The organism is Microbacterium aureliae (genome assembly GCF_054780155.1).
On record NZ_BAAGWW010000002.1, the window covers coordinates 154,271 to 179,141 of the forward strand.

The 24,871-nt window shown below is 70.7% G+C and carries 25 protein-coding genes; 7 read left to right on the top strand and 18 right to left on the bottom strand.

Annotation, left to right across the window (positions count from 1 at the left end; translation table 11 throughout):
* Positions 1–827: 827 nt before the first annotated feature.
* From ACYVF4_RS06695 to ACYVF4_RS06720, 6 genes are all read right to left on the bottom strand, one after another.
* Positions 828–4,439 (bottom strand): efflux RND transporter permease subunit, encoded by a 3,612-nt coding sequence (locus ACYVF4_RS06695; RefSeq protein WP_460721033.1) that lies wholly within the window; start codon positions 4,437–4,439, stop codon positions 828–830.
* Between the two features lie 68 nt (positions 4,440–4,507).
* Positions 4,508–4,894, bottom strand: a complete 387-nt coding sequence (locus ACYVF4_RS06700; RefSeq protein WP_460721035.1) for a fluoride efflux transporter FluC — start codon at positions 4,892–4,894, stop codon at positions 4,508–4,510.
* On the bottom strand, positions 4,891–5,304 hold the full coding sequence (locus ACYVF4_RS06705; protein WP_460721036.1) for a fluoride efflux transporter FluC: 414 nt from the start codon (positions 5,302–5,304) through the stop codon (positions 4,891–4,893). The genes ACYVF4_RS06700 and ACYVF4_RS06705 overlap by 4 nt, the downstream gene beginning before the upstream one ends.
* Before the next feature lie 22 nt (positions 5,305–5,326).
* A complete protein-coding gene (locus ACYVF4_RS06710) occupies positions 5,327–6,295 on the bottom strand; it encodes a DNA topoisomerase IB (RefSeq protein ID WP_460721038.1) in 969 nt (322 codons plus the stop codon).
* Positions 6,296–6,317: 22 nt separating this feature from the next.
* A complete protein-coding gene (locus ACYVF4_RS06715) occupies positions 6,318–6,587 on the bottom strand; it encodes a DUF7218 family protein (protein WP_460721040.1) in 270 nt (89 codons plus the stop codon).
* A gap of 34 nt (positions 6,588–6,621) precedes the next feature.
* Positions 6,622–7,509: an SDR family oxidoreductase gene (locus tag ACYVF4_RS06720; protein ID WP_460721042.1), complete on the bottom strand. Its 888-nt coding sequence runs from the start codon at positions 7,507–7,509 to the stop codon at positions 6,622–6,624.
* Between the two features lie 215 nt (positions 7,510–7,724).
* On the opposite strand from ACYVF4_RS06720, the gene ACYVF4_RS06725 reads away from it, so the two are divergent.
* Positions 7,725–7,889, top strand: coding sequence for a hypothetical protein (locus ACYVF4_RS06725; protein ID WP_251455363.1), 165 nt, complete (start codon positions 7,725–7,727; stop codon positions 7,887–7,889).
* A 76-nt stretch (positions 7,890–7,965) separates the two neighbouring features.
* On the opposite strand, the gene ACYVF4_RS06730 is transcribed toward ACYVF4_RS06725, so the two are convergent.
* The 4 genes from ACYVF4_RS06730 to ACYVF4_RS06745 all read right to left on the bottom strand — a co-directional run bounded on the left by ACYVF4_RS06730 (position 7,966) and on the right by ACYVF4_RS06745 (position 12,863).
* Positions 7,966–9,609: a glycoside hydrolase family 13 protein gene (locus tag ACYVF4_RS06730; RefSeq protein WP_460723068.1), complete on the bottom strand. Its 1,644-nt coding sequence runs from the start codon at positions 9,607–9,609 to the stop codon at positions 7,966–7,968.
* Between the two features lie 118 nt (positions 9,610–9,727).
* Positions 9,728–10,639, bottom strand: a complete 912-nt coding sequence (locus ACYVF4_RS06735) for a carbohydrate ABC transporter permease (protein WP_460721044.1) — start codon at positions 10,637–10,639, stop codon at positions 9,728–9,730.
* The gene (locus ACYVF4_RS06740; RefSeq protein WP_460721046.1) at positions 10,639–11,550 is read right to left on the bottom strand and encodes a carbohydrate ABC transporter permease; all 912 of its coding nucleotides are present in this window, start codon (positions 11,548–11,550) and stop codon (positions 10,639–10,641) included. The genes ACYVF4_RS06735 and ACYVF4_RS06740 overlap by 1 nt, the downstream gene beginning before the upstream one ends.
* Positions 11,547–12,863: an ABC transporter substrate-binding protein gene (locus tag ACYVF4_RS06745; protein WP_460721048.1), complete on the bottom strand. Its 1,317-nt coding sequence runs from the start codon at positions 12,861–12,863 to the stop codon at positions 11,547–11,549. Before ACYVF4_RS06745 ends, ACYVF4_RS06740 begins: the two co-directional genes overlap by 4 nt.
* A 120-nt stretch (positions 12,864–12,983) precedes the next feature.
* Here ACYVF4_RS06745 and ACYVF4_RS06750 point away from each other — a divergent pair, with 120 nt between their 5' ends.
* Complete coding sequence (locus ACYVF4_RS06750; protein ID WP_460721050.1) at positions 12,984–14,237, top strand: ROK family protein; 1,254 nt, start codon at positions 12,984–12,986, stop codon at positions 14,235–14,237.
* A 61-nt stretch (positions 14,238–14,298) separates the two neighbouring features.
* Here the strand turns inward: ACYVF4_RS06750 and ACYVF4_RS06755 are convergent, their stop codons facing one another.
* Positions 14,299–15,072, bottom strand: a complete 774-nt coding sequence (locus ACYVF4_RS06755; RefSeq protein ID WP_460721052.1) for a MerR family transcriptional regulator — start codon at positions 15,070–15,072, stop codon at positions 14,299–14,301.
* Positions 15,073–15,244: 172 nt separating this feature from the next.
* On the opposite strand from ACYVF4_RS06755, the gene ACYVF4_RS06760 reads away from it, so the two are divergent.
* Positions 15,245–16,069: a DUF4097 family beta strand repeat-containing protein gene (locus tag ACYVF4_RS06760; RefSeq protein WP_460721054.1), complete on the top strand. Its 825-nt coding sequence runs from the start codon at positions 15,245–15,247 to the stop codon at positions 16,067–16,069.
* Positions 16,069–16,680 carry a PadR family transcriptional regulator gene (locus ACYVF4_RS06765; protein WP_460721056.1) on the top strand — a complete coding sequence of 204 codons (612 nt, stop codon included), beginning with the start codon at positions 16,069–16,071 and terminating at the stop codon, positions 16,678–16,680. Before ACYVF4_RS06760 ends, ACYVF4_RS06765 begins: the two co-directional genes overlap by 1 nt.
* On the opposite strand, the gene ACYVF4_RS06770 is transcribed toward ACYVF4_RS06765, so the two are convergent.
* Positions 16,681–17,220: a universal stress protein gene (locus ACYVF4_RS06770; protein ID WP_460721058.1), complete on the bottom strand. Its 540-nt coding sequence runs from the start codon at positions 17,218–17,220 to the stop codon at positions 16,681–16,683.
* A 176-nt stretch (positions 17,221–17,396) separates the two neighbouring features.
* On the opposite strand from ACYVF4_RS06770, the gene ACYVF4_RS06775 reads away from it, so the two are divergent.
* On the top strand, positions 17,397–17,582 hold the full coding sequence (locus ACYVF4_RS06775) for a DUF3073 family protein (protein ID WP_460721060.1): 186 nt from the start codon (positions 17,397–17,399) through the stop codon (positions 17,580–17,582).
* Between the two features lie 16 nt (positions 17,583–17,598).
* On the opposite strand, the gene ACYVF4_RS06780 is transcribed toward ACYVF4_RS06775, so the two are convergent.
* Entirely contained in the window at positions 17,599–17,982 is a 384-nt protein-coding gene (locus ACYVF4_RS06780) for a TIGR02611 family protein (RefSeq protein WP_460721062.1), read from the bottom strand.
* A gap of 115 nt (positions 17,983–18,097) precedes the next feature.
* Between ACYVF4_RS06780 and ACYVF4_RS06785 the strand changes: the two genes are divergently transcribed.
* Entirely contained in the window at positions 18,098–19,225 is a 1,128-nt protein-coding gene (locus tag ACYVF4_RS06785) for a carboxylate-amine ligase (RefSeq protein ID WP_460721064.1), read from the top strand.
* 296 nt (positions 19,226–19,521) lie between these two features.
* Here the strand turns inward: ACYVF4_RS06785 and purF are convergent, their stop codons facing one another.
* From purF to ACYVF4_RS06800, 3 genes are all read right to left on the bottom strand, one after another.
* On the bottom strand, positions 19,522–20,982 hold the full coding sequence (gene purF, locus ACYVF4_RS06790) for an amidophosphoribosyltransferase (RefSeq protein WP_460721066.1): 1,461 nt from the start codon (positions 20,980–20,982) through the stop codon (positions 19,522–19,524).
* 6 nt (positions 20,983–20,988) lie between these two features.
* Positions 20,989–22,113, bottom strand: coding sequence for a phosphoribosylformylglycinamidine cyclo-ligase (gene purM, locus ACYVF4_RS06795; RefSeq protein WP_460721068.1), 1,125 nt, complete (start codon positions 22,111–22,113; stop codon positions 20,989–20,991).
* A 284-nt stretch (positions 22,114–22,397) separates the two neighbouring features.
* Positions 22,398–23,267: an endonuclease domain-containing protein gene (locus tag ACYVF4_RS06800; protein WP_460721070.1), complete on the bottom strand. Its 870-nt coding sequence runs from the start codon at positions 23,265–23,267 to the stop codon at positions 22,398–22,400.
* 125 nt (positions 23,268–23,392) lie between these two features.
* On the opposite strand from ACYVF4_RS06800, the gene ACYVF4_RS06805 reads away from it, so the two are divergent.
* Complete coding sequence (locus tag ACYVF4_RS06805) at positions 23,393–24,001, top strand: zinc-binding alcohol dehydrogenase (protein ID WP_460721072.1); 609 nt, start codon at positions 23,393–23,395, stop codon at positions 23,999–24,001.
* A gap of 3 nt (positions 24,002–24,004) precedes the next feature.
* Here ACYVF4_RS06805 and ACYVF4_RS06810 read toward each other — a convergent pair whose 3' ends face one another.
* Positions 24,005–24,325 carry a potassium transporter Trk gene (locus ACYVF4_RS06810; RefSeq protein WP_460721074.1) on the bottom strand — a complete coding sequence of 107 codons (321 nt, stop codon included), beginning with the start codon at positions 24,323–24,325 and terminating at the stop codon, positions 24,005–24,007.
* 74 nt (positions 24,326–24,399) lie between these two features.
* Entirely contained in the window at positions 24,400–24,828 is a 429-nt protein-coding gene (locus tag ACYVF4_RS06815; RefSeq protein ID WP_460721076.1) for a hypothetical protein, read from the bottom strand.
* Positions 24,829–24,871 lie beyond the last annotated feature (43 nt).

Consider the following 24,871-nt stretch of genomic DNA (forward strand, 5'->3'; position numbering starts at 1 on the left):
CGGCTTGTGCCGAGCCCGGAGCGGGTGAGGTCAGGCCCCCACGGTGGGCAGGATGACTTCGACGACTCTGAGGACGGCACCCGGTGCGGCACCGGCGGCGATGACGGCCGTCCCGGCGCCCGCGCGGCAGTCCGCGCCCGCAGCCCGCTGGAGTGACCGGCCGCTGTCGCACCGCTCGTTCGAAGTGGCGATGTCGGTGCTCGCCGTCGGCGTGCTCCTCTCGGTCAGCACGACGTCCGACCCCCTGTGGTGGCAGCTGCACTTCTCGCAGCTCGGCACCTTCTCGGATTTCTCGGCGCGCACGTTCAACGCGACCGTGATGCTGGCGGGCTTCCTGCTCGCCTGCTACGGGATGCTGCTGGCCGCCGACCTGCCGTCATCGATCGGGCGGCGCACCTCCCGCGGCATCCGGTGGTCACTCGCCTCGGCGGGCGCCCACATGATCGTGGTGGGTCTGGTGCCGATCCCGGTGGACGCCGTGATGCACGACCTCGCGGCCACGGGCCTGGCGCTGTCCTTCCTCGCCCTCGTCGCCTCGGCATCCGGGTTGCGCGGCATGTCCGGCCGCTTCCGCCTGCTGACGACGACCAGTGTGGTGCTTCTGGCCACCGGCATGGCCGCTCTCGTCACGGGCGTCATCAACCTCGCCTGCTACGAGGCGATCGCCTTCGGCACGGTGGCGTGCTGGGTGACGGCGTTCAACAAGGCCCTTCGGCTCAGCGCGAAGGCCGCGGCGGCGGCCGGCGTGCGCACGGAGCGCACCGACGGCACCGACGACGTCCTCGGTGTCGCGCGGCACACGGCCCCGCGCCGCCGGACGGCGGGGATCAGCGGTCGGACTGCTGCTCCGCCTCGGCCTCGTGCGACCCAGCCGCCCCGGACTCAGCCGCCTCGGACTCGTCCGCCGCGGGCTCCGCATCCGCGGTCGGCTCGCCCGGCGAGTCGTCCGCGTGCGTGTCACCGTTCTCGCGCGCTCCCTCGACATCCCCGCCGCTTCGGACGGCATCCGGCGCCGGGGCGGAGCCGGGAACCTCGACATCGGGTGCCTCTTCGATGACGGGTCCTTCGATGGGCTCCGCGACGACACGGCCGACCTCGTCGGGCAGATCCTCGGGGTGAGCCGCCTCTGCCGCTGACGGCGGCGCGGGCGTGGTCGAGGGAACTTCCACGTCTGGTTCTTCTTCGATCATCGGGAACTCCTGCCCACCGTCTTCCCCCACCCTAGGGGCAGGCTCGGACTCCGGGACCGTCCCCTGCGCTGCGGCGGCGGCCGCGGCTTCGCGCAGGCGGCGCTCGCGGCGCGTCTCGACGACCGGCGCCGCGGCGGGCTCGGGTTCCGGACGGCGTTCCTCCGCGATCCCGGCGCGCCGCGCACCGCGACGTTCGGCGGCGCCTTCGACGAGGTTGTACAGCGTGGGCAGCACCAGCAGGGTGAGCACCGTCGACGAGACCAGTCCGCCGATCACGACGATCGCGAGGGGCTGCGAGATGAACCCGCCGCTGCCGGTGATGCCCAGCGCCATCGGGGTGAGGGCGAAGATGGTGGCCAGCGCGGTCATGAGGATGGGGCGCAGTCGCCGCGCACCGCCGGCGAGGGTCGCCTCGTGCGCCGACAGTCCCTTCTCGCGGTACTGGTTCACGAGGTCGACGAGCACGATGGCGTTCGTCACGACGATGCCGATCAGCATGAGCACGCCGATCAGCGACGCCACCCCGAGCGGCACGCCGGTGATGATCTGCAGCAGGATCGCGCCGGTCGCCGCGAACGGCACCGAGATGAGCAGCAGCAGTGGCTGGCGGAGCGACTTGAAGGTCGCGACCATCACGACGTAGACGATGAGGATCGCGGCCAGCAGTGCCAGGCCCAGCTGCGAGAAGGCATCCTGCTGCTGGGACACCACTCCCCCGAGCTCGGCATCGGCGGATGCCGGGAGCTCGACGTCCTGCAGCGCCCGGGCGACCGAGGCGCTGGCGGCGCTGAGGTCGTCGGTCGACGGGGTGACCGTGACGGTGGCGGTGCGCTGGCCGCGCTGGGTCGTGATCGAGACCGGGCCCTCGCTCTCTTCCACCGCCGCGACGTCCTCGAGCGGCACCGGACCGGTGGCCGTCGGGATGCTCAGGTCGCGCAGATCCGCGAGCGAGCCCGGAGCGGCGTCCGCCGCGAGATAGACGGTCAGGGCGGTGTCGTCGATCTCGACGGTCCCGATCTGCTGCGGCCGCATCGCCGCCGACACCAGACCGCCGACCGCCACCTCGGACAGGCCGAGCTCCGCGGCGCGCTCCCGGTCCACCTCGACGGCGATGTACGGCAGCGAGGCGGCCAGGTTGCTGGTGACCTGGCCGACGCCCTCGGCATCCGCGAGGACGCCGACGACGGTGTCGGCCGCGTCGCGCAGCGTGGCGGAATCGGGAGCGGTGACGTCCACCTCGATGTCGCCGGAGCCGAACCCGCCGCCCGCCGCCGAGACGACGAAATCGCCCGCGCCCTCGAGGTCGGCCACGGCATCCTGAACATGCTCGCGCAGGGCGACCTGGTCCACGCCGTCGTCGGTGGTGATGGAGTAGGTGATGCCCGAACTGCCGCCGGCGAAGGCGTCCCGCAGCGCGGAGCCGCTGGAGCCGATCGAGACCTGGACGGTGTCGATCCCGTCGAGTCCGAGGAGGACCTCCTCGACCTGCTCCGCGGCGACGCTCTCGGCCTCGAGGCTCGGAGCCGCGCCGATCTCCTGCGTCATCGTGAAGGTGTTCTGGCCCGAGTCGCCCAGGAAGTTGGTCTTCATGAACGGCGCCGCCGCCGCGGTGCCGCCCAGCACCAGGACGGCCAGCAGCAGCGTGACCCACGAGTGACGCAGCGTCCAGCGCAGGATCGGCAGATAGCCGCGCTGCAGCCGCGAGGGAGGGGCGGCCGGGGACTCGGGGTCGACCGGCTCGCCCTGCGCATCGCGGACCGGCTTGCCCGGGCGCAGGAACCAGTACGCCAGCACCGGGACGATCGTGAGGGCCACCAGCAGCGACGCCGACATCGCGATCGTCACCGTCAGGGCGAACGGGCGGAACAGCTCGCCGGTGATGTCGCCGACGAACGCGATGGGAAGGAACACGGCGACCGTCGTGATCGTCGACGACGTGATGGCCGTGGCGACCTCGCGGACGGCGTGGGTGATCGCCCGCAGCTTGTCGGCGCCCTGGACGTAGTGGCGCTTGATGTTCTCGATGACGACGATCGAGTCGTCCACGACGCGACCGATCGAGATCGTCAGCGCCCCGAGGGTCAGGATGTTCAGCGAGTACCCGAAGGCCTGGATGCCGATGAAGGTGATGAGCACGCTCGTGGGGATCGAGATCGCCGTGACGAGGGTGGAGCGCACGGACAGCAGGAACACCAGGATCACGAGCACCGCGAAGACCAGGCCCAGCATGCCCTCGACGGCGAGCGTCTCGATGGACTTCTCGATGTACGGGGCCTGGTCGAAGACGGCGGTGAAGGTCGCGCCGTCGAGGGCGTCCTCGAGGTCGGGCAGCGCGTCGCGCACGCCGTGCGAGACGTCGACGGTGTTGGCGGCGGGGAGCTTGGTGACCGCGATGGTGAGGGCGGGTTCGCCGTTCACGCGCGAGATCGTCGTCGTCGGATCGGGCTGCTGCTCCACGGCCGCGACGTCCGAGAGGACGGTCGCGCCGGCGGCGAACTGCTCCGCGTCCGAGGGGACCAGCGGCAGGGCGCCGACCTCGTCGACCGAGGTGACCTTCGCGCCGGTCTGCACCGTGAGGGTCTGATCGTCCTCGGTGATCTCGCCACCGGGGAACAGCACGCCGTTCTCGTCGAGGGTGTCGCGGATGTCCTGCCGGGTGTAGCCGGCGTCGGCGAGCGCGTCGTCGTCGGGGGTGATCGTGATGCGCTGGCCGACGCCGCCGACGATCTCGGCGGCGTTGACGCCGTCGACGTCCTCGAGGCCAGGAACGACGGTCGAGTCGAGGCGGGCCTGCACCGTCTCGGCGTCCTCGTACCCGGTGACCGCGAGCTGGATCACCGGGAAGTCGTCGATGCTCGCCGAGATCACATTCGGGTCGACGCTGTCGGGGAGCTGATCCGAGATGCGGTTGATCGCCTGGGTGATCTTCTGCTCAGCGGTGGCGAGGTCGGTGCCGTAGGTGAACGACGCCTGGATGACCGACGCGTTCGTCGTACTGGTGGCCGTCGTCCCCTCGAGCCCCGGAACCGCCTGGATCGCCGCCTCGATCGGCGTCGAGACGTCGTTGTTGACCACCTCGGGCGAGGCGCCCGGGTAGCTCGAGACGACGATGAGCTGGGGGAACTCGATCGAGGGGATGAGCTCCTGCTTGAGCCCGTTCAGCGCCAGCCCGCCGAAGATCGCGGCGACGATCGTGATGAGCGCGATGAGGGCCCGGTTCTTCAGGCTGAGGACGGCGAGTTTCGACACTGGTGCCTTCGAAGGGGGAGGGCGATTTCGGATACGAAGATGTATCGGGATTCAGTATTCCACGCGGGTCAGACCGCGGCGCCGGCCAGCAGCCGCCCGAGAGCGAGGCCCACGCCGGCCGCGAGCGCGGCGAGCGCGAGCGTGGCGACGAGGTTCCGCACGGCATCCCGTCGCCGATGCCGCTGCGCGAGCAGCACGGTGTCGACCGCCAGGGTGCTGAAGGTGGTGTAGCCCCCGAGGAGTCCCGCCCCGAGGACGGCGGACAGGTCAGGCGGCAGGACCCCGGTGCCCAGGCCGGCGAGCAGGCCGAGGGCGAGCGAGCCGCTGATGTTCACGATCAGGATGCCGCGGGGGAAGTCCCCGCCCGGCCGTGCGGCGAGGCGGTCCACCACGTAGCGCAGCCCCGCCCCCGCCCCGCCGGCGACGGCGATGAGGACGAGCAGTCCCGGCGTCATGCGGCGTCCTCGAGGGGCTCGACCTCTCCGGGGACGTCGGCGAGGCGACGGCCGATCCACAGGCCCGCCGCGGCGGCGGTCACGCCTGCCAGCACGGATGCCGCCACCAGGGCCGCGGCCAGCCACGGCTCCCGCAGCCACAGGACGGTCTCGACCGCGAACGCGCTGTAGGTGGTGAATCCGCCGAGCATGCCGGTGCCCAGCAGCGCGCGAAGCCGGGGATGCCGGTCGGCGAGCCAGCCGACGACGACGCCGAGCAGCAGGGATCCCGCCACGTTGACACCGAGCGTCGCCCACGGCACGGCGTGCGCGTCGGTGACCGGCGCGAGCAGCACGGCACGGGCGGCGACTCCTGCCGCGCCGCCGGCGACGACCAGCGCGAGGGTACGCGGGTCGACGGGCTGCGGCATAGGCCTACCGTACGCCGCGCGGTCAGCGCCCCCGGCGCAGGAGCGCGCGGATGGCGGACTCCGGCGAGATCGACAGGTCGAGCAGGTGGCCGTCGCGGTAGCGGGCGAAGACCCGAGGATCGATGTACGAGCCGCGGGCGACCGCGGGAGTGTTGCCGAGCGCCTCGGCGGTCGCGCGGACGGCCAGGGCCTCGGCGCGCTTGAGGTCGGACTTCGTGTCGACGGTGCCGATCCGCGCCAGCGCCTCGGCGGCGAGGATCGTGCCGCGCAGGGTGCGGAAGTCCTTCGCGGTGAAGGCGCCGCCGGTGAGCGAGCGGACGTAGGCGTTGACGTCGGCGGGCGCGAGCGGCACGCGGCGCCGACCGCGCTGCCAGGCCAGCAGCGGCGAGCGCGGGCGGCCGGCCGCGAGCAGCTCGACGACGACGGCGAGCTCGCCGTCGTCGACCGAGAGCAGCTGGCGCTTGCCGCTCTTGCCCGGGAACGAGAGGGTGACGGTGGACGCCTCGATCGAGGCGTCGCGGCGCTGCAGGGTCGTCAGGCCGCGGCTGCCGTGCGCGGCGAAGTAGCGCTCGGATCCGATGCGCGGCGCGGCCTGATCGAGCAGCCGGAAGGCGACCGCCAGGACGCGCTCGCGGTCGAGGTCGCCGCGCCGCAGCGACGTGGTCACGCGCGCGCGGGCACGGGGCAGGGCTTCGGCCAGCGACAGGGCACGGGCGTACTTGCCGCGGTCGCGGCCCTCGCTCCAGGCGTCGTGATACCGGTACTGGCGCCGCCCGGCCTCATCGGTGCCCACCGCCTGGATGTGGCCGTCGGCGTCCGCGCAGATCCAGACGTCCTCCCATGCCGGGGGCAGCACGAGCGCGCGGATGCGCTCGACGTGGCGCTCGGCGATCGGCTTCCCGCGGGCGTCGAGGTAGCGGAAGCCGCTCCCGGCTCGGACACGCCGGAACCCGGCATCCACCCCCGGGCGCACGCGTTTCAGTCTGGGCATGCGCCCCTCCCCCAGTCCCGGATCACCGGTTACGGAGCATATCGATCAGCTCGGATTTGCGCTTGCCGGAGTAGCCCGAGATCCCGAGCTCCTTCGCGCGCTCACGCAGCTCCGCAACGGTGCGGTCCTCGTAGTTCTCGGCCTCGCCCCCGCGGCGCCCCACCGCGCTGCGCCCCTGGGCGGCCGCGGCGTTCGAGATGCGCGCCGCCTTCTCTTTCGATGCTCCGTCCTTGCGGAGCTCCTCGTACAGCTCGGGATCCTTCAGGCTCGATCCACCGCGTCCTCGGGGCATGGCGCACCGCCTCTCTTCCAGGCCCTCGCGGGCGTCACAGTCCGCGTCCGCCGGTGACCGGCAGGATCGCGCCGGAGGTATAGGAGCCGCTCTCGGCCGCGAGATAGACGTAGGCCCCGGCGAGCTCCGCCGGCTGACCTGCGCGCCCGAGCGGGGTGTCCTGTCCGAACGACGCCAGCTTGTCGGCATCCCACCCTGTCGCGGGGATGAGCGGTGTCCAGATGGGTCCCGGGGCGACGCCGTTGACCCGGATGCCGCGCGGCCCCAGGTCCTGGGCGAGCGCCTTGACGAACGCGACCTGCGCGGCCTTGGTCATGGCATAGTCGAGCAGACCGGGCGACGGGTCGAACGCCTGGATCGACGTGGTCACGATGATCGACGCCCCGGGCGACAAGTGGGGCACGGCCGCGCGGGCCGTGAAGATCGGCGCATACAGATTGGTGCGGAACACGCGGTCGAACTCCTCGGTGACGAGCGTCTCGACCCCGTCCCGGTCCTTCTGATACGCGGCGTTGAGGACGAGCACGTCCAGCCCGCCGAACTCTGTCACCGTCCGCTCGACGATGTCGGCGCAGTACTGCTCGTCGCGCACGTCGCCCGGCAGGTCGAGTCCCTTCACACCCGCCTCGGTGACCCACCGCAGGGTGTCGTCGGCATCGTCCTGCTCCTCGGGCAGGTGCGAGATCGCCACGTCCGCCCCCTCGCGGGCGAAGGCGATCGCCACCGCCCGGCCGATGCCGGAGTCCCCACCCGTGATCAGCGCACGACGACCGCTGAGCCGCAGCGAGCCCTGATAGGTGCGCTCACCGTGATCCGGCGTTGGTCGCGTCTGATCGGTGAGGCCCGGCTGCTCCTGCTCCTGCGCGGGGAAGCCGTCGGACGGGTGCTTGCGTGTGGGGTCCGTGATCGTGGGCTGGGTCATCTCCGCAGGCTATGACGGCGGCCCGCGCCTGGATGCGGGGGTTGACACCCCCCGGCGGGGCGACTACGCCACCTGGGAAAACGCTGGATAGCATCGTGAATCGGCGCTCGTCAACCCCCTACGGCGCGCGTCCAGGCGGTGCCAGCGTGGTGTCATGCCCACGAGGCATCCGGATTCGTAGACCCACGAGCCCGGCTAGCGAAGGAGACACTCGCATGAACCTCGCCCTCATCATCATCATCGTCGTCGCGATCATCCTGGCGATCGTCGGCGGACTCGGCGAAGCCCTCAGCTGGCTGCTGTGGGTCGCCCTGATCGTCGGAGTCATCGCCCTGATCGTGCTCCTGTTCCGGGTCATCAGCGGCGGCCGACGCCCCTGACGACCCGCCGCATCGGTCCCACGACGACGGATGCCGCGACCCCCACGGGGATCGCGGCATCCGCCTTTTCGCGCCGTCAGTCGCGGGACAGCCACACCGACGTCTCGCCCGGCAGCACATCGCCGACGCCGGGTCCGCTCGACAGGACGACGTCACCGGGGCGGTCCAGCGCGTACGGCTCGGCGCCGAAGTTCGTCACGATCTCCCACCCGTTCGGCCGGCGGAATCGCAGCACGTGCGGGTCTCCGGTCTCGATCCACTCCAGGCGCTCCTCGGTCTGCAGCCGGTGGCGCAGCTCGAGGGCGCGGCGATACATCGACAGCGTCGAGGACGGGTCGCCGTCCTGCACGTCGACCGCGCTGTCGCCGAACCACGCCGGCTGCGGCAGGTGCGCGCCGTCGGCGCCGAAGCCGAACGACGAGCCCGAAGCCGTCCACGGCAGCGGCACCCGGCATCCGTCACGCCCGATGTCCTCGCCGGGGCTGCGGAAGAACGTCGGGTCCTGACGCGCGCCGTCCGGGATCTCGGCGACCTCGTGAAGACCGAGCTCCTCGCCCTGGTAGAGGTAGGCCGAACCCGGCAGGCCCAGCAGGAACAGCGCTGCGGCCCTGGCCCGGCGGAGCCCGCGCTCGCGGTCGAGCACCGGCTCCGCACCGCCCGAGAGCAGCCACTCGTTGCCGTGCTTGAGGGTCGGGTGGCCGTCGGCATCCCGCTCCGCGTCGGGCAGGCCGTACCGAGTGGCGTGACGCACGACGTCGTGGTTGGACAGCACCCACGTCGTCGACGACCCCGACGTCGCAGCCAAAGCGAGGTTGTCGTCGACGATCGTGTGGAACTGGCGGGCGTCGAAGTCGGCCTGCAGCAGGTCGAAGTTGAACGCCTGGCCGAGGCTGTCGGCGCTGGCGTACAGCGGAACCCGCGCGCGGTCGACCCACGCCTCGGCCACCGCCGTGCGCGGCGGGTCGTACTCGTCGAACACCTGGCGCCACTCGGCGTACACCTCGTGGACGTCGTCGCGGTCGACCATCGGGTGCTTGCCGTCGCGCGGCAGCGCCTCGAGCTCGGCCTTGGACAGCAGCGGCTCGGTCATGTCCTTGGTGAGCATGTGCGCGACATCGATGCGGAAGCCGTCCACGCCGCGGTCCGACCAGAACCGCAGGGTCGTGACGAAGTCGGCGCGCACCTCGGGGTTGGCCCAGTTGAGGTCCGGCTGCTCGACGGCGAAGTTGTGCAGGTACCACTGCCCGTCCGCCACGCGCTCCCACGCCGGCCCGCCGAAGATGCTCTCCCAGTCCGTCGGCGGCTCGGAGCCGTCGGGGCCGGTGCCGTCGCGGAAGATGTAGCGCTCGCGCGCCGCCGAGCCGCGCCCGGCGGCGAGGGCCTCCTGGAACCACGCGTGCTGGTCCGACGTGTGGTTCGGCACGATGTCGACCACCACGCGGATGCCGCGCTCGTGCAGGGCCGCGACCAGCCGGTCGAAGTCCTCGAGCGTGCCCAGTCGCGGGTCGACGTCGCGGTAGTCGGCGACGTCGTAGCCGCCGTCGGCGAGCTCCGAGGGATAGAAGGGACTCAGCCACACCGCGTCGATGCCGAGCTCGGCCAGGTAGGGCACCCGGTCGACGGCGCCGGGCAGATCGCCGATGCCGTCGCCGTCGCCGTCGGCGAAGCTGCGCGGGTAGATCTGGTAGACCGCCGCCTGCCGCCACCACGGGGGCAGCATCTCGTCGGAGTCGTGGCGGACGGGGTGGGATCCGGTGACGGTGGTCACGTGGGGGTGTCCTTTCGGTTCGATTCGGGTGTGGTGGATTCCGAGGTGGGGTTCGGGTAGGCGGGGCCGGTCAGCCCTTGACGGCGCCCTGCGTCACGCCCTCCATGACCCATCGCTGGGTGAAGAGGTAGACGATGATCGCGGGGGCCATGGCCATGAGATACGAGGCGAAGGCCACGTTGTAGTTGTTGCTGAACTGCGACTGGAACAGGTTCTGCCGCACCGGGAGAGTCTGCAGTGCCGGGTCCGAGATGATGAGCGACGGCATCATGAAGTCGTTCCAGGCGTAGAGGAACGCGAAGATGCCGACCGTGGCGCTCATCGGCGCGAGCAGCGGGAAGATGATGCGCCAGAACGTCTGCCACGTCGAGGCCCCGTCGATGCGCGCGCTCTCTTCGAGTTCGAGCGGGATCGAGCGCAGGAACGCGGTGAACAGCAGGACGCTGAAGCTCAGCTGGAACATCGTCGCCAGGATCACGACGCCGAGCGGGTTGTCCAGCCCCACGCGTCCGGTGAGCTGGATCTGCGGCAGCGCGACGACCGGGAACGGGATGAACATCGCCGCGAGCAGGTAGAAGAACGAGTACCGGAACAGGCGGCGGTCCCAGTTGCGCACGATCGCGTAGGACGCGAACGCTGCCAGCACGATCGTGGCGATCACGGTGCCGGCGGTCACGAACAGCGAGATCGCGGCACCGACCGGGAACTTCGTGAGCGTCCAGGCCTGGACGAACCCGTCGATGCTGAACGGCGCCGGCAGCGAGAAGGCGTTGCCGTCGACCGCCTGCCCCGTCGTCTTGAACGCCATCGAGAGCGTGACGTACAGCGGGAGAAGCACCGTGACGGCGCACAGCATCAGGATGATCGTCGTCGACCAGTTCACCCGCTCCGTAAGCTTGGTGCGCGGGGCGGGTCGCGTCTTCTGCAGACCGACGGAGACATCGGCCTGCTCGAAGGCGAGGGCCGGCTGGGTGGTGGTCATCAGAACTGGTTCCTTCCGCGCGTGAGCGAGAGCTGCAGGACCGAGATGAGCACGGCCACGATGAAGAAGATGGTGGCGTTGGCCATCTGGTAGGCGTAGTCGCCGCCGTTGAAGCCGGCGATGATCGTCATCGCGATGCTGCGCGTCGCGGTGCCGGGTCCGCCGTTGGTGAGACCGACGATGATGTCGTAGGCGTTCAGGAAGCCCTTGAACCCGAGGATGACGTTGATGACGACGTACCCCGCGACCAGCGGCAGGGTGATGCGAAGCAGTTGCTGGGACTTCGATGCGCCGTCCAGGTCCGCCGCTTCGTAGACGTCGCCGGGGATCGAGAGCAGGCCCGCGATGTAGATCAGCAGCGTCCCGGGGATGGCCTGCCAGGCCGTGACGATCACGATCGCGATCCACGCGAGATCGGGATTGGCCAGGAGGCTCGTCTGCAGGAAGGGAATGCCGAGCGCCCCCGCCGCCGTGGGCACGGAGTTGGAGAACAGGAAGTTGAAGACGTAGGCGATGATGATGCCCGAGATCACCATGGGGATCACGAAGATCGCCCGCAGCCCGGTCTTGAAGCGAATGCGTGCGGTCAGCCCGACTGCGAGGAGGAAGGCCAGCACGTTGACGACGATGACGGTGGCCACCGCGAACCCGAACGTGAAGAGGTAGCTCTGCAGGATGGCCGGGTCGCTGAACAGCGCAATGTAGTTCGTGAGCCCGTTGAAGCTCCACTCCCCGATCCCGATGGAGTCGGTGAAGCTGAAGAAGATCCCGATCACGCCCGGAACCGTGATGGCCAGGGTGAACAGCACCAGGCTCGGCAGCAGGAAGAGGTAGTAGATCGGCTCGACGCGTCGCGTGCTGCGCCGCGCCCTGCTGTTGCCCGAGGTGACGATGGTGGTGGTCGCGCTCATTGCGTGGACTCCTCTGTCTGGCTCGCGACGATCGGCGCGCGGAAGGCGATGCGCGCCCAGTCCGCGTCCATGGTGCGCAGCACGCGGGACGGGTCGGACCCGAGCACCATCGCCTGCGCGTAGTTGTGGATCGGCATCGTCCGCGGCACGAGCACGGACGGGCCCTGGTAGATGCGACCGTCCTGGTAGTACTCGATCATCCCCTCGATGCGGGGGTCGTCCGGGGCGGGCGCATCGGTGGTGGGGGCGAAGCCGAGCTGGGCCTCGTTGTAGGCCTCGATGTTCTCGGGCAGGTAGAGGTACTCGAGGAAGTCCCGAGCGGCCTCCTTGTGCCGCGATCCGTCCGGGATCATCGCCGCCAGGTCCATGTTCACGCGGACCTTCAGGTCCTCGGGGTCATCGGTGAGCGGGAGCGGGAAGGTCCCCAGCTCGAGATCCGGCGCGGTCTTGGCGATCTCGCCGAACGCCCACGGCCCCTGCAGGTACATCGCCGCCTCGCCGTTGCCGAAGGCGAGGTTGCCGTCGCCGTATCCGCGACTCGGCGCGTCGTCGTTGACGTATTCCGCGGCGAGCTGGGTCATCTTGTCGACCGGTTCGGCGAAGTCCTTCTCGAAGGATACGGCCGAGTCCGGACCGACAGCGGTGCCTGCGGCGTTCATCTGATCGAAGAACTCCAGGACGTCGAGCGATCCGCCGACCGAGTAGTCGTACCACCCCTGTCCGACCGTCCAGTCGTCCTTGAAGGTGGCGTAGAAGGGCGAGATCCCCGCGGCCTGCAGCGCGTCGCAGACCTCGAGCAGCTCGCTCCAGGTCTGGGGGACGGCGAGGTCGTTCTCTTCGAAGATCTGCTTGTTGTAGATGACGGATGCCGCCATGACCGAGTACGGGAGGGCGCTGGTGCGCCCCTCGCAGCTGCCGTACTGGTCCATCAGTGGCTGCAGGTCCTCGCGGACGGTGGCAGCGGCCGCCGTGCCCGAGAGGTCGCTCAGCGCGCACCGCTGCACGAACCTGGCCACCTCGAAGTTGTAGTTGGCGAGCATGATGTCGGGCGGGTTGCCCCGCACGAAGCTCGCCGACACGACGTCCACTCCGGACGTGTCCATCTCGACACGGACGGCGTCCTGGGACGCGTTGTAGTCTGCGACGAGTTCGTTCATGAACTCGAGCGCCTCACGCTTGCTGAACGTGAAGCGGATCGTCTCTCGTCCATCCGCGGAGCACCCCGCGAGCAGGGTGCCGACCAGAGTCCCGAGCACGCCGAGGGCCAGGGCGCTCGAGACCCGTCCTCTCCTCCGTCGGAATTCATCAGCCACGTTGCTGTCCTCTCCAGGGCCGTCGACGACGACGAGCCTTTGGTTCGTTGAGTAGATTTACTGCCCGAATCAAGTTGATGTGGTCCATAATCCATGGTGACGAGTGAAAGGTCAATACCCGTGACGATCCCGATCTCACCGGCGGCTGCCGTGCGGCGCGCGAGCCTTCAGGGCGTGCTCACGTACGCGTGGGATGCGGGTGTCTTCACCGCGAGCGACGCGATGTCGGCAGTGGGCCTCACGCGCTCGACGACGATCGACGTCGTCGAAGAGCTCGTCAGGACGGGCCTGCTCACCGAGCTGCCCAATGCCCGAGCCGTCGGCGACTACCAGAAGGGGCGGCCGGCACGCCGCTTCGAGCTTCGCGCCGACGCGGCCGTCGTGGTCGGCACCGATGTCGGGCCGGACCATATCACGACGGCTGTCGCCGATCTGCGCGGACGGATGCTGGCCATCGAGCACGCCGTCACCGATCTCGATCACGACTCGCCCGAGGAGCGGAGGGCGGCGGCCACGTCGGCGGTCGACGATGCCCTTCGCGCGGCGGGACGCCCGCGGGCGGACGTCCTGGCACTGTGTGCGGGCGTGCCCGCGCCGGTGGATGCGACGGGCGCCTCACCGCCCCACCGCAACGGTTTCTGGCGGCGTATGAACCCCGACCTCGCCGAGCTCTTCGGGGCGTGGGTTCCCCTCGTCCGCGTGTCGAACGACGCGTCGCTCGCCGCGGTGGCCGAGGGCTCCGTCGGTGCGGCTGCGGGCGTGAGCGATTACGTCACGATCCTCAGCGGCGAGTTCCTGGGTGCGGGAGCCGTGGTCGACGGAAACCTGCTGCGCGGCGCGCACGGGGGCGTGGCCGAGATGGTCGCCTTCGATCACGTCAGCGGCGTCGACGACGCCGGCGGCCTCCTCGTGCGCATCGGGCAGTGGGTGCGCGCGGAATCCGTGCCCGGGGGCGAGGCTTCGCTCGGTGACGCGACCTCACCGTCGACGAGCGCGTCCGAGGGCCGAGCCGTGCTCGCCGACGCCCGCCGAGGCGACCCGCGCGCACACCTCTTGGTCGCGCGGGCGGGACGAGCGCTCGGCATCATCACAGGCGTGTTCGGCAGCCTCTTCGATCCCCGCCGCGTCGTGCTGTCGGGGATGACGTCGGAGGATGCCGCCGACATCGTCCGTGCCGCGCGAGCATCGCTGCCGCGCGAGCTCGACCTGCCCGCCCCCGAACTCGTCTCCTCGACGCTCGGTGTCGACGTCGTCTGCATCGGTGCGGTCTCCGCCGCGCTGGAAGCCGCGCGAACGGGCGTGCTCGACCTCGGCCCTCGCTGGGCGGGGTCACGCGCGATACCGGCAGAGGATCCCGTAGCCACGACGGCATGACGGATGCCGCGGGCCGGCGCCTTCGTCACGGCATCCGTCTGCGACGTCGCGCTGCGGAACGCTAGAGGTGCGTGTCGGCGTAGGCCGTGAGCGCGTCGCGCACGAACTCCGCCCCCCGCGTACCGCCGGCACGCGTGGCGTAGTGGACGGCGAACCGGGGATCGGCGACGTACATCTCGGCCAACCCGCGGACGTAGGCCGCGAGCGCGGCGGCATCGCCCGAGGCAGCCGGAGTCCCGGGGATCGAGCGCAGCCAGTCGACGTGCCGCGCCGCGACGGCCAGCGCGGCTTCGCCGGCGGGGTCGACACCGCGCTCGGCCAGCTCGATCCAGGCGGCACCGAGATCTGCCGAACGCTGCTTCCACGCCCGGCGCTCGTCCTCCCTCATCCCGCGCCACCAGCGGTCACCGGCGGCGTATGCGGCTTCGCCCCAGCGCTGCTCCACCTCCTCCTTGTACGCCGTGTGGTCGAAGCCGTCGAACATGGTCTCGGGCATGGGTTCCTCTCCTCTCCGAAGCGCCGCGAGGGTCTCCTCGACGGCGCTGATCTGCCGCTCCAGGCGGGTCCGCTCCTCGCGCAGCCACGACAGGTGCGTCTCGAGCGCCCGCGGCTCATCGCTTTCACGATCGAGCACACCGGCGATCTGCGGCAGCCCGAGACCGAGCTCGCGAAGGAGCAGGATCCGCTGCAGGCGGACCAGCGCGGCGCGGTCGTAGTACCGGTAGCCCTGATGTCCCACACGGGAGGGTGGCAGCAGTCCGATGTCGTCGTAGTGACGCAGCGTCCGGCTCGTGGTGCCGGCGAGCCGGGCGACCTGCTGAATGGACCAGTCCACGCGCGTTCCTCTCCGATCGGATGCCGCGTCACGCGGTGCTCTCACGGTAGAGGTTGACGCGACGTCAAGGTCAAGGGAATGGCGGTAGGACCCTGGTGAATCGCGATATATCGTGTTACCCTGCCGCAGTCACGATATATCGCGATTCCCATCTTCGACGTCAGGAGACGCAATGACCCTCGAGAAATGGATCATCCACCCGGGTGAGACCCGCGTGATCGACCTGGAAGCCGTCCGCAAGCTCAAGGTCGGGCTCGTCGGCGGCCAGATCGACGTCGTGGCCCACGACGAACCGGGCGCCCGCATCGAGGTCCACGGCGTGACCACGAAGGATCTGCGGATAGAGGTGTCCGGCGACGTGGTCGAGATCGATCACCCGCAGCTGCGCTGGGACAACTTCCTCGAGGTGTTCCGCAACTTCGGCTCGGGCGGCCCCAAGGCCGAGATCAGCGTCGCTGTCCCCCGCGAGGTCGCGCTGAATCTCGGCGTCGTCTCGGCGAGCGCGCTGGTCTCGGGCCTGCGCACCGACGCCCGCGTGAACACCGTGTCCGGCGACATCATCGTCGACGGGCTCGTCGGCGACCTCGTGGCCAACGCGGTGTCGGGCGACGTGCAGGTGCGCGAGCAGAACGGCGGCCTGAGCGCGAACAGCGTGTCGGGCGACGTCGCGGCCACCGGTCGACTGCGCAAGGCGACGGTCGACACCGTGTCGGGATCGGTGATGGTCGACTCCACCGGTCCGATCGAGTCCGTCGGCGTGAACACCGTCAGCGGCGCCACGACAGTCAGGCTCGACGAGGGCCTCGCCGCCAACTACGTGACGCGGTCGGTGAGCGGCCGGGTCCAGATCGACGGCGTGGTGAGGTCGGGCTCGGGCCCGACCAGCTGGACCGGCTCGGTCGGTGAGCTCAGCGGCACCTTCGCCGACGTGCGCCTGCACTCGGTGTCCGGCGACGTGACCGTGCTGCGGCGCAGCGCCGAGGGCGGGGTGTCCTGATGACTCCCCCCGTCTTCTCACACGGCGACCTGCGCCTGTACCTGCTGAATCTGCTCGACGAGGCGCCGCGCCACGGCTACGACATCATCCAGGCGCTGTCCGACCGCACGGGGGGCACGTACACTCCGAGCGCCGGCACGGTGTACCCCCGCCTCGCGAAGCTCGAGGAGGAGGGGCTGGTCACCAAGACCGTCGACGGGCGCAAGACCGTCTACGAGATCACGGATGCCGGCCGCGCCGAGGTCGCCGCCCGGGCCGGTGAGCTCGAGGACATCCAGGCGGGTCTGGCCGACTCGGTGCGCCTGATCGCGGACGAGGTCCGCGGCAGCGTGCGTGAGGCGATGCGCAGCCTGCGCGCCGACCTCGCCGCCGCCAGCCGCGAAGAGACCGTGGCGCCCCCGCGCGAGAGTGCGGGCGACGACCCGCGCGTGCGCAGCCGCGAGCAGCTGCATCGCGCCGATCAGGCGGTCAACGATTTCCGCGCGCGGGTGCGCACCACCCTTCGCACGCACGTCGCGCGCGGCGGTGACGTCGCGGCATCCACCATCGACGATCTGGTGAGCGAGCTCGACCGCATCGCGGCCGACCTCACGCGCGGGATCGGACGCTGATCAGGCCGGCCAGATGTCCTCGTCGTCCGCCACGGGCTCGCCCAGGGGGACGACGAGGATGGGCCGGCCCTGGCGATGCGCGAGCCGCGCGGCGACCGAGCCGGTGAAGAACTCGCGGATCGACTCGCCGATCCCCCGCTTGCGCGTGCCGACGACGAGCAGCTTGGCGTCGATCTTCTCGGCGAGGTGCTTCATGGCCAGCGCCGGGTCGCCGACCAGCTGCTGCACGCTCCATTCGAGCGGGTGGCCCTCGAGGACCGCCGCCGCCGCGCGCCGGACTTCGACCAGATCGGTCTCGCCGGCCGAGATGTCGATGTCGATGGGCGCGGAGTGGACGTAGCCGTCGGGGTCCTCATAGGTGACGAAGCGGGTGACGTCGACGTGCACGACGAGCAACGGCGCCTTGAGCAGCGAGGCATAGCGGGCCGCTTCCTTCAGCACGCGCGGTGACTGGCCGGGAATGATCCCCGCGATCACCGCCCCGTGCGTGGCTGCGTCGCTGTCGACCACCCGGTCGACTCCGTATGCCTCATCCGCCATGTGCGCTCGCCCCTTCGTCGTCGTGCCTTGGCCCGGCTTCCCCGCGGGGCGCCGAAGCACCGTGGTATTGTGAATGCTACTCTTCCCGGCGCAGCCGGATTATGTGATTGCCCGGGTTGTCAGAAGCGGAATTCCCCCGCACGCAGCCCGCGACTGGTGAAAAGAGGGGGTCTCGCATGGGGCGTGGCCGTCAGAAGGCGAAGCACACCAAGATCGCCCGCGAACTGAAGTACGACACGTACAGCGTGAACTACGCGGCGCTCGAGCGCGAACTCGGACACCCGACGGGTGACGACGCGCTGGTCGACAAGTGGGCAGATCAGTACGAAGACGAAGACGAGGATGAGCTAGAGCGGGCCTGACCCGCCGAACTCTCCGTCATCGGGCCGCCGCATTCGCGGCGGCCTTTCGTGCGCGCCGGGCGCGCCACCAGGTCCAGAACCGGTCGAGCGTGCGCTTGAGCCACGAGGCGATCCGCCGCGCCCAGCCGAACTCGGTCCCGAGGACCGCGAGGCCGAGGAAGACGACGAGCCAGCCCGGCCCCGGCAGCGGAACGAGGATGAGGCCGGCGACGGTGAGGAAGCCGCCGGTCACGCCGACGGCGGCGCGGTAGAGCCCCTCGAGCCGCGGGTACCGCGAGATCCACTGCCGCACGCGGCGCAGCATCCGCATGATGGGTCGATCAGGACGCTCGGCCTCGACGATCTCGGCCCGGATGACCGATTCGAGGTGCCCCGGGCCGGGCTCGGGTGCGGTGCTCATGGTCGCGAAACTAACACGATGTATCGCGAGACGGCTGGGAATCCGGCCCCGCGTGCCTGGGTCCGCACACCCCGCGCGTCGGCCACGATGGAGGCAGAGCGCCGGAGGGAGCCCCATGGACCGACCCGCCTTCACCATCGGGATCGAAGAGGAGTACCTGCTCGTCGACCGCGAGTCCCGGGCTCTCGCGGTCGCGCCGGAGGGGTTCCTCGACGGTCTGCGCGTCGAGCTGCAGCAGCAGGTCAGCCCGGAGTACAAGCAATGCCAGGTCGAGATCGGCACGCGCGTGTGCGCGGGCGCCAGCGAGGCCCGCGACGAGCTGCGCCGGCTGCGCGCGGCGGTCTCGGAGCACGCCGCCCGCCACGGGCTCTCGCCGATCGCGGCGGCGTGCCACCCGTTCGCGGACTGGAAGCAGGCCCACCACACCGACAAGGAGCGCTATCACGGGCTCGAGCGCGACCTCGCCGGCGTGGCCCGGCGCCTGCTGATCTGCGGGAACCACGTGCACGTGGGGCTCGGTGACAACGCGCTGCGCGCCGACCTCATGCCGCAGATGACGTATTTCCTGCCGCACCTGCTCGCTCTGTCGACCTCGTCGCCGTTCTGGCAGGGCGAGGACACGGGCCTTGCGTCGTACCGCATCTCGGTGTTCGACAACCTGCCGCGCACGGGCCTGCCGCCGGAGTACGTCAGCTGGGCGGAGTACGAGCGGTCGGTGGCGGTGCTGACCGACCTCGGCATCATCGAGGACTCGTCGAAGATCTGGTGGGACATCCGCCCCTCGCACTCCTACCCCACGCTTGAGACGCGCATCATGGACGTCTCACCCCGCCTCGAGGACGCGGTCAGCTTCGCGGCCGTCACGCAGTCGCTCATGCGGATGCTGTGGCGACTGCGCGCGCAGAACCAGCGATGGCGGGTGTACGACCGCTTCCTCATCGGCGAGAACCGCTGGCGTGCGCAGCGCTACGGCGTCGCCGAGGGCCTCATCGACTTCGGCGCGAGCACGATCACGCCGTTCCCGCAGCTGATGGAGGAGCTGGTGGAGCTCGTCGCCGAGGACTCCGAGGCTCTCGGCTGCCGCGACGAGGTGGAGCGGGTGGTGGCCATCGCGAGCGCCGGCACGTCTGCGACCCGTCAGCGCGCGGTCGCTGCCGGCGCCGAGGCCGCCGGGTCCGATCAGAACGGCGCGATGACCGCCGTCGTCGACAGCCTCATCGAGGAGTTCCACGAGGGGCTGTGACGCCAGCCCCGATTCGCTCGAGGACGCGGACGGCCTCGCCGGTGCCGTCCTCCTGCCGGATGGCAGCCCCGCCGTAGGCGACCGCCGTGAAGCGGTTGAACTCGTACGTCAGCTGGTTAAGGCGCGGCGGAAGATCCCGCGCCAGGAACGGGACGATGGGCGAGGGCGGCGTACGGGTCGACATCGCCTCGCGTGCCGAACGTGGTGATCAGGACTCGCAAGAAGCCTCCCGTCGTCGATGACATCGCCGACCAGGCTTCCCGGCACTCCGGCCTCACTCTAGCGCTGCAGGGCGCTCAGCTCTCCTGCGAGCCCTCGACCCACGCGAGGTACTCCTCGGTGACGGTGCCGGTGACATACCGGCCGTCGAAGCAGCTCATGTCGAGGTCCGTCACGTCCGAACCCTCGAGGATCGCGGCCTTCAGGTCCTCGACCTCCTGGTAGACCATGTAGTCGGCGCCGAGCTCCTCGGCGATCTCGGGGATCGTCCGGCCGTGGGCGACGAGTTCGTGCCGCGAGGGCATGTTGATGCCGTACACGTGCGGGTACCTCACGGGCGGAGCCGCCGACGCGAACGTGACGCTCTTCGCCCCGGCATCCCGCGCCATCTGGATGATCTCTTTCGAGGTCGTGCCACGGACGATCGAGTCGTCGATCAGCAGCACGTTCTTGCCCTTGAACTCGCTCGACATCGCGTTGAGCTTCTGGCGCACGCTCTTCTTGCGGATCGCCTGACCGGGCATGATGAACGTCCGGCCGACGTAGCGGTTCTTGTAGAAGCCCTCGCGGTACTCGATGCCCAGCTTGCGCGCGACCTGCATGGCCGCGGGCCGCGAGGAGTCCGGGATGGGCATCACGACGTCGATCGTGCCCTTGGGTGTGTACTTCGCGATGGTGTCGGCCAGGCGCTCGCCCATCCGCAGCCGCGCCTCGTAGACCGAGATGCCGTTCATGATCGAGTCCGGGCGGGCGAGGTAGACGTACTCGAACGCGCACGGCACGAGCTTCGGATCGGTCGCGCACTGCCGGGTGTGCAGGTTGCCGTCGAGGTCGACGAACACCGCCTCGCCCGGGTCGACGTCGCGGACGACCTCGAACTCGCCGTTCTCGAGCACCAGCGACTCGCTCGTGACGACCCACTCGTAGCTGCCGTCGTCGTTGCGGCGCGTGCCGAGGATGAGCGGGCGGATGCCGAATGGATCGCGGAAGGCCAGCAGACCGTAGCCGGCGATCAGGGCGATCGCCGCATACGACCCCTCGACGCGCTCGTGCACGCGGGTGACGGCGTCGAAGATCTGGTCGGGGTCCAGCTGGGGGCCCGAGATGACGGTCTGCAGCTCGTTGGCGAGCACGTTCACCAGCAGCTCGGTGTCGGAGCTGGTGTTCAGGTGCCGGCGGTCCTTCGTGAAGAGCTCTTCGGTCAGCTCACGCGTGTTGGTGAGGTTGCCGTTGTGCACCAGCACGATGCCGTACGGCGCGTTGACGTAGAACGGCTGCGCCTCTTCTTCGCTGGACGCCGTGCCCTTGGTCGCGTACCGGACGTGACCGAGGCCGAGGTTGCCCAGCAGGGCCCGCATGTCGCGGGTGCGGAAGGCCTCGCGGACCTGCCCCTTCGCCTTGTGGACGTGGAAGACCCCGCTCGGCTCGGCCGTGGCCATGCCGGTCGAGTCCTGGCCGCGATGCTGCAGCAGCAGCAGGGAGTCGTAGATCTCCTGGTTGACGGAGCCGCGCCCCACCATCCCGACGATTCCGCACATGTGGTGTTACTTCGCTCCGTCTTGATAGGAACCGACCAGGCGGACCGCCCCGCCGTCGACGCCCTTGGCGCCCTGTTCGAACTCGCCCTCGGGCAGCGCGCCGTCCCGCACCACGCCGACCTGCCAGGTCTCGATGCCCGCTGCCGAGAGAGCGGATGCCGCGGCCTCGGCCGTTGCGGCATCCACCACGGCGAGGAACCCGATGCCGAGGTTCCATGTGCCCTCGGTGGCGCCGAGGTCGATCCCGCCGAGGTCGGCGAGGACCCGGAAGACGGGCGCGGGCGACCACGTCGAGCGGTCGACCTCGACCCACGAGCCCTGCGGGAGCACGCGCGCGAGGTTCGCGGCGATGCCGCCGCCGGTGACATGGCTGAGGGCGTGGACGGCGTCACCGGTGTCGGCGACCAGCTGCAGGAGCGGACTGGTGTACAGGCGGGTCGGCTCGAGGAGCGCTTCGCCCCACGTCGTGCCGAGGTCGGCGGCGCGGCTGCCGTAAGAGACCCCGGCGCCGGCGATGATGTGGCGCACGAGCGAGTAGCCGTTGGCGTGCAGGCCGCTCGAGGCGAGGGCGAGCACGACGTCGCCTGCGCGAACACGCTCGGCGCCCAGCACCTTGTCGGCCTCGACGACGCCGGTGGCGGCGCCCGCGACGTCGTAGTCGTTGATGCCCAGGAGCCCCGGGTGCTCGGCGGTCTCGCCGCCGACGAGGGCGGTGCCGGTCGCGGCGCAGCCCTCGGCGATGCCGCGCACGATGTCGGCGATGCGCTGCGGGAAGACCTTGCCGCACGCGATGTAGTCCGTCATGAAGAGCGGCTTCGCCCCCACCACGACGATGTCGTCGACCACCATGCCGACGAGGTCCTGCCCGATCGTGTCGTGCTTGTCGATCGCCTGCGCTATCGCGACCTTCGTGCCCACGCCGTCGGTGCTGGTGGCCAGCAGGGGCTTCGTGTACGCACGCAGGGCCGTGGCATCGAAGAGCCCGGCGAAGCCGCCCACTCCCCCGAGCACCTCGGGGCCATGCGTGCGCCGCACGGCGGACTTCATCAGCTCGACGGCGAGGTCGCCGGCGGCGGTGTCCACCCCGGCCGCGGCATAGGGGTTCGCAGGAGTTTCTGATGGGGATCCCACCCGGACAGCCTACCGGCCGGCGGGTCGCGCCTTCGCCGGGGTTGCGGAAGGCGGGGTTCGCGGCATCCGTTCTTGTCTTGGCCGTGGGATGGCCTGCGGGCGCGCGATCCTCCGCTCGCCGTCGCCGAGGGGAGGGGATGTCGCCGAAACGCGGACGGATTCGGCGGATCCGGTCCTCCCTTGCCCGACATCCCCTCCCCTGCCCGACGGCGACGGGAGGACGCGGAGGGGGAGGTGGGCATGACGGATGCCGGTGGCCCGGCGCGGGCCGGTGGCTGCGGCGGTCAGGCCACGGGCGCGAGGTGCAGACCCTCGGCCACCGCGACCATGATGAGGTGCTGCACGGCGGGCCAGTCGTCGACGACCTGGCGGTACCCGACACGGATCACGTGATATCCCGCGAGCATGAGGGCCGCATCGTGGCGGTTGTCCTCGTCCCGCTGGGCGCCGACGTGGTGGCCGCCGTCGATCTGCAGCGCGAGGCGCTCGCCGATGAGGAAGTCCACGCGGTGGCCGTCGATCCAGACCTGCGGAAGGATCCGCACCCCCAGCCAGCGCAGCCGCGGGACGACGATCGTCTCGAGTCCGGAATCCGACCACGGGGTCGCCACCTCGAGCACGGCGCGAGCGCGCGGCGAGAGGTCGAGGCGCGCGAGCGTACGCCGCTCGACGAGCTTCTTGTTCAGCGCGGACTCCCAGATCGTCAGCGCCTCTTCGTGCGGCCGGCACTCCGCGATCCGCGCGAGGACGTTCTCGATCGGATCGACCAGATCGCCGGGCGGCCGGGCCACCACCGGTGCCGCGCGGTGCACGTGCGTGCCCTTCGGCACCGCGACCCGCCCGGCGTGCGGCGGCGCCGCCACATGCCACGACGTGTCGGCGGCGGGATCCCACAGCGCCAGCCGCTTCGCCTGGGTCACGCACGTGAGGAGCACGCCAGCCCGCGCGACGGCGACGAGGGCTGCGTCCGCATCCGCCGTCGCGATCCACCGCCTCCGGATCCGTTGGACACGACCCGTGAGCACGGCGGCGGCGATCGTCCGCTCCGAGTGCCCGCCCTCGCACAGGGTCGCGGCGCGGGCCACCCCGCCCGCGTCGGCCACGGCGGTCACGAGGGCGGCGATCCGCTTCTGCAGGGGCGTGAGGTCCGGCATCCGCTCATCGTGTCGGGCGAGGACCGCGCGAACGCGCCCACTCCGCGGACTGGGGAGGACCCGCCGCCGACACGACGCTGGGGAGGAGCGGTCGCCGGACGCCGCCTGCCACCTACAATTGCGGCATGGCGGGCGCCGGAACCCCGGAATGGCTGATCCGCGAGGACGCGGGTCAGCCGGTGCTGGTCGCGCTCTATCTGCGGCAGGTGCTCGGCATCCGGTCCCCCGACGAGCTTCCGCTGCTGCGGGGGATCCCGCCGCGCGCGGTCGACGCCCCCCGCGACGAGGACCACGACCTGCTCGAGCGGCAGTGGCGCGAGTACTGGGCGATGACGGTGGAGCCGCAGGCGCACCCGTCGCCGGTGCCGCTGGACCTCGTCGACGGCTTCGAGACGATGGTCGCCCTGCCCATCGAGGGCTCGGACCTGCTGCGGGCGGCGATCGAGCCCCACGCGTCCGAGGCGGTCGCGTTCGCCCAGTCGGCGCACGCCCGTTATGTCCGGGATGCCGGCTCCGGCGTCGCCTATCGCGCGTACGCCAGCGCGATCGCCGAGCACGAACGGCAGGTGGGGCGGCGCGCGCACTCCTTCGAACTCAACGTCCAGGTGCTGCCGCTGACGCAGCGCGGGGTGTGGTGGATCGGCTCCCTCACGGTCGCCGTCACCGACGGGCTGCGGGGTGACATCGCGGCCTTCGACGCCGCGATCCACCCGATCATCGCCGAGCTGGCGTGAGGATCACTCGTCGATCTGGATCGAGGCGTGCTCGACGGTGACCTCACGCGTCTTGCGGCGCGAAAGACGGTCGAAGACGAGGGCGACCGCGGCGCCGGCAGCGAGTCCGACGGCGATGCCGATCAGCGCGAGGAACCCGAAGACCTGCCCCGGGGTGTACTCCAGGCCCGTGTTCGGGCTCGCCTCGGTGGAGCCGGCGAACGCGAAGGTCAGGATGAGGGCGGCGAGGATGCCGACGCCCGCGCCGGCGACGAGGAACACCGAGATCTTGGGCGCACGGCGCACGCTCACGCGCTCGCGCCGGTCACCGGGGTTGACGGTCATGCCGTCCATTATCCCCGCGCGCGTACGGCCCGGCGCCGCCGGGCACCGCGGCGCTCAGCACTGACCACCGGCGATCAGCGGTCGGCCTGCTCGTCGACCCAGCGCGGCGGGTCGTCGCTGACCGGTGAGGTCAGGTCGTCGGTGAGCACCGTTGCCCGCTCGGCGATCTCGGCGCGCTGCCGGCGCCCGATCATGCGGTCCAGCACGATCGCCAGCATCCCGAACAGGAACAGCCCAGCCCCGACGCACACCGCGGCGAGCGCGCCGAAGACGCGCAAGAAGCCCGACGCCCCGGTGCTGAGCGGTCCGCCCGGGTCGCCGGTCGCCGCCGCGATGGCGGTCAGGATGCCTGCCACCACCAGGCCCGAGACGATGCCCAGCAGCAGGAAGCGCCCGTACCTCGGCGAGCGCCGCACGACGACCGAGACCACCTCGTCATCGACGATGTGGTCGTGCTCCGAGGGATCGGGCCCGCCGGCCGCGGCACTGCGTACGCCTGCCATGGGGCAATTGTCCCACCGCGCAGGGCGGCCGCGGCGGGGATTC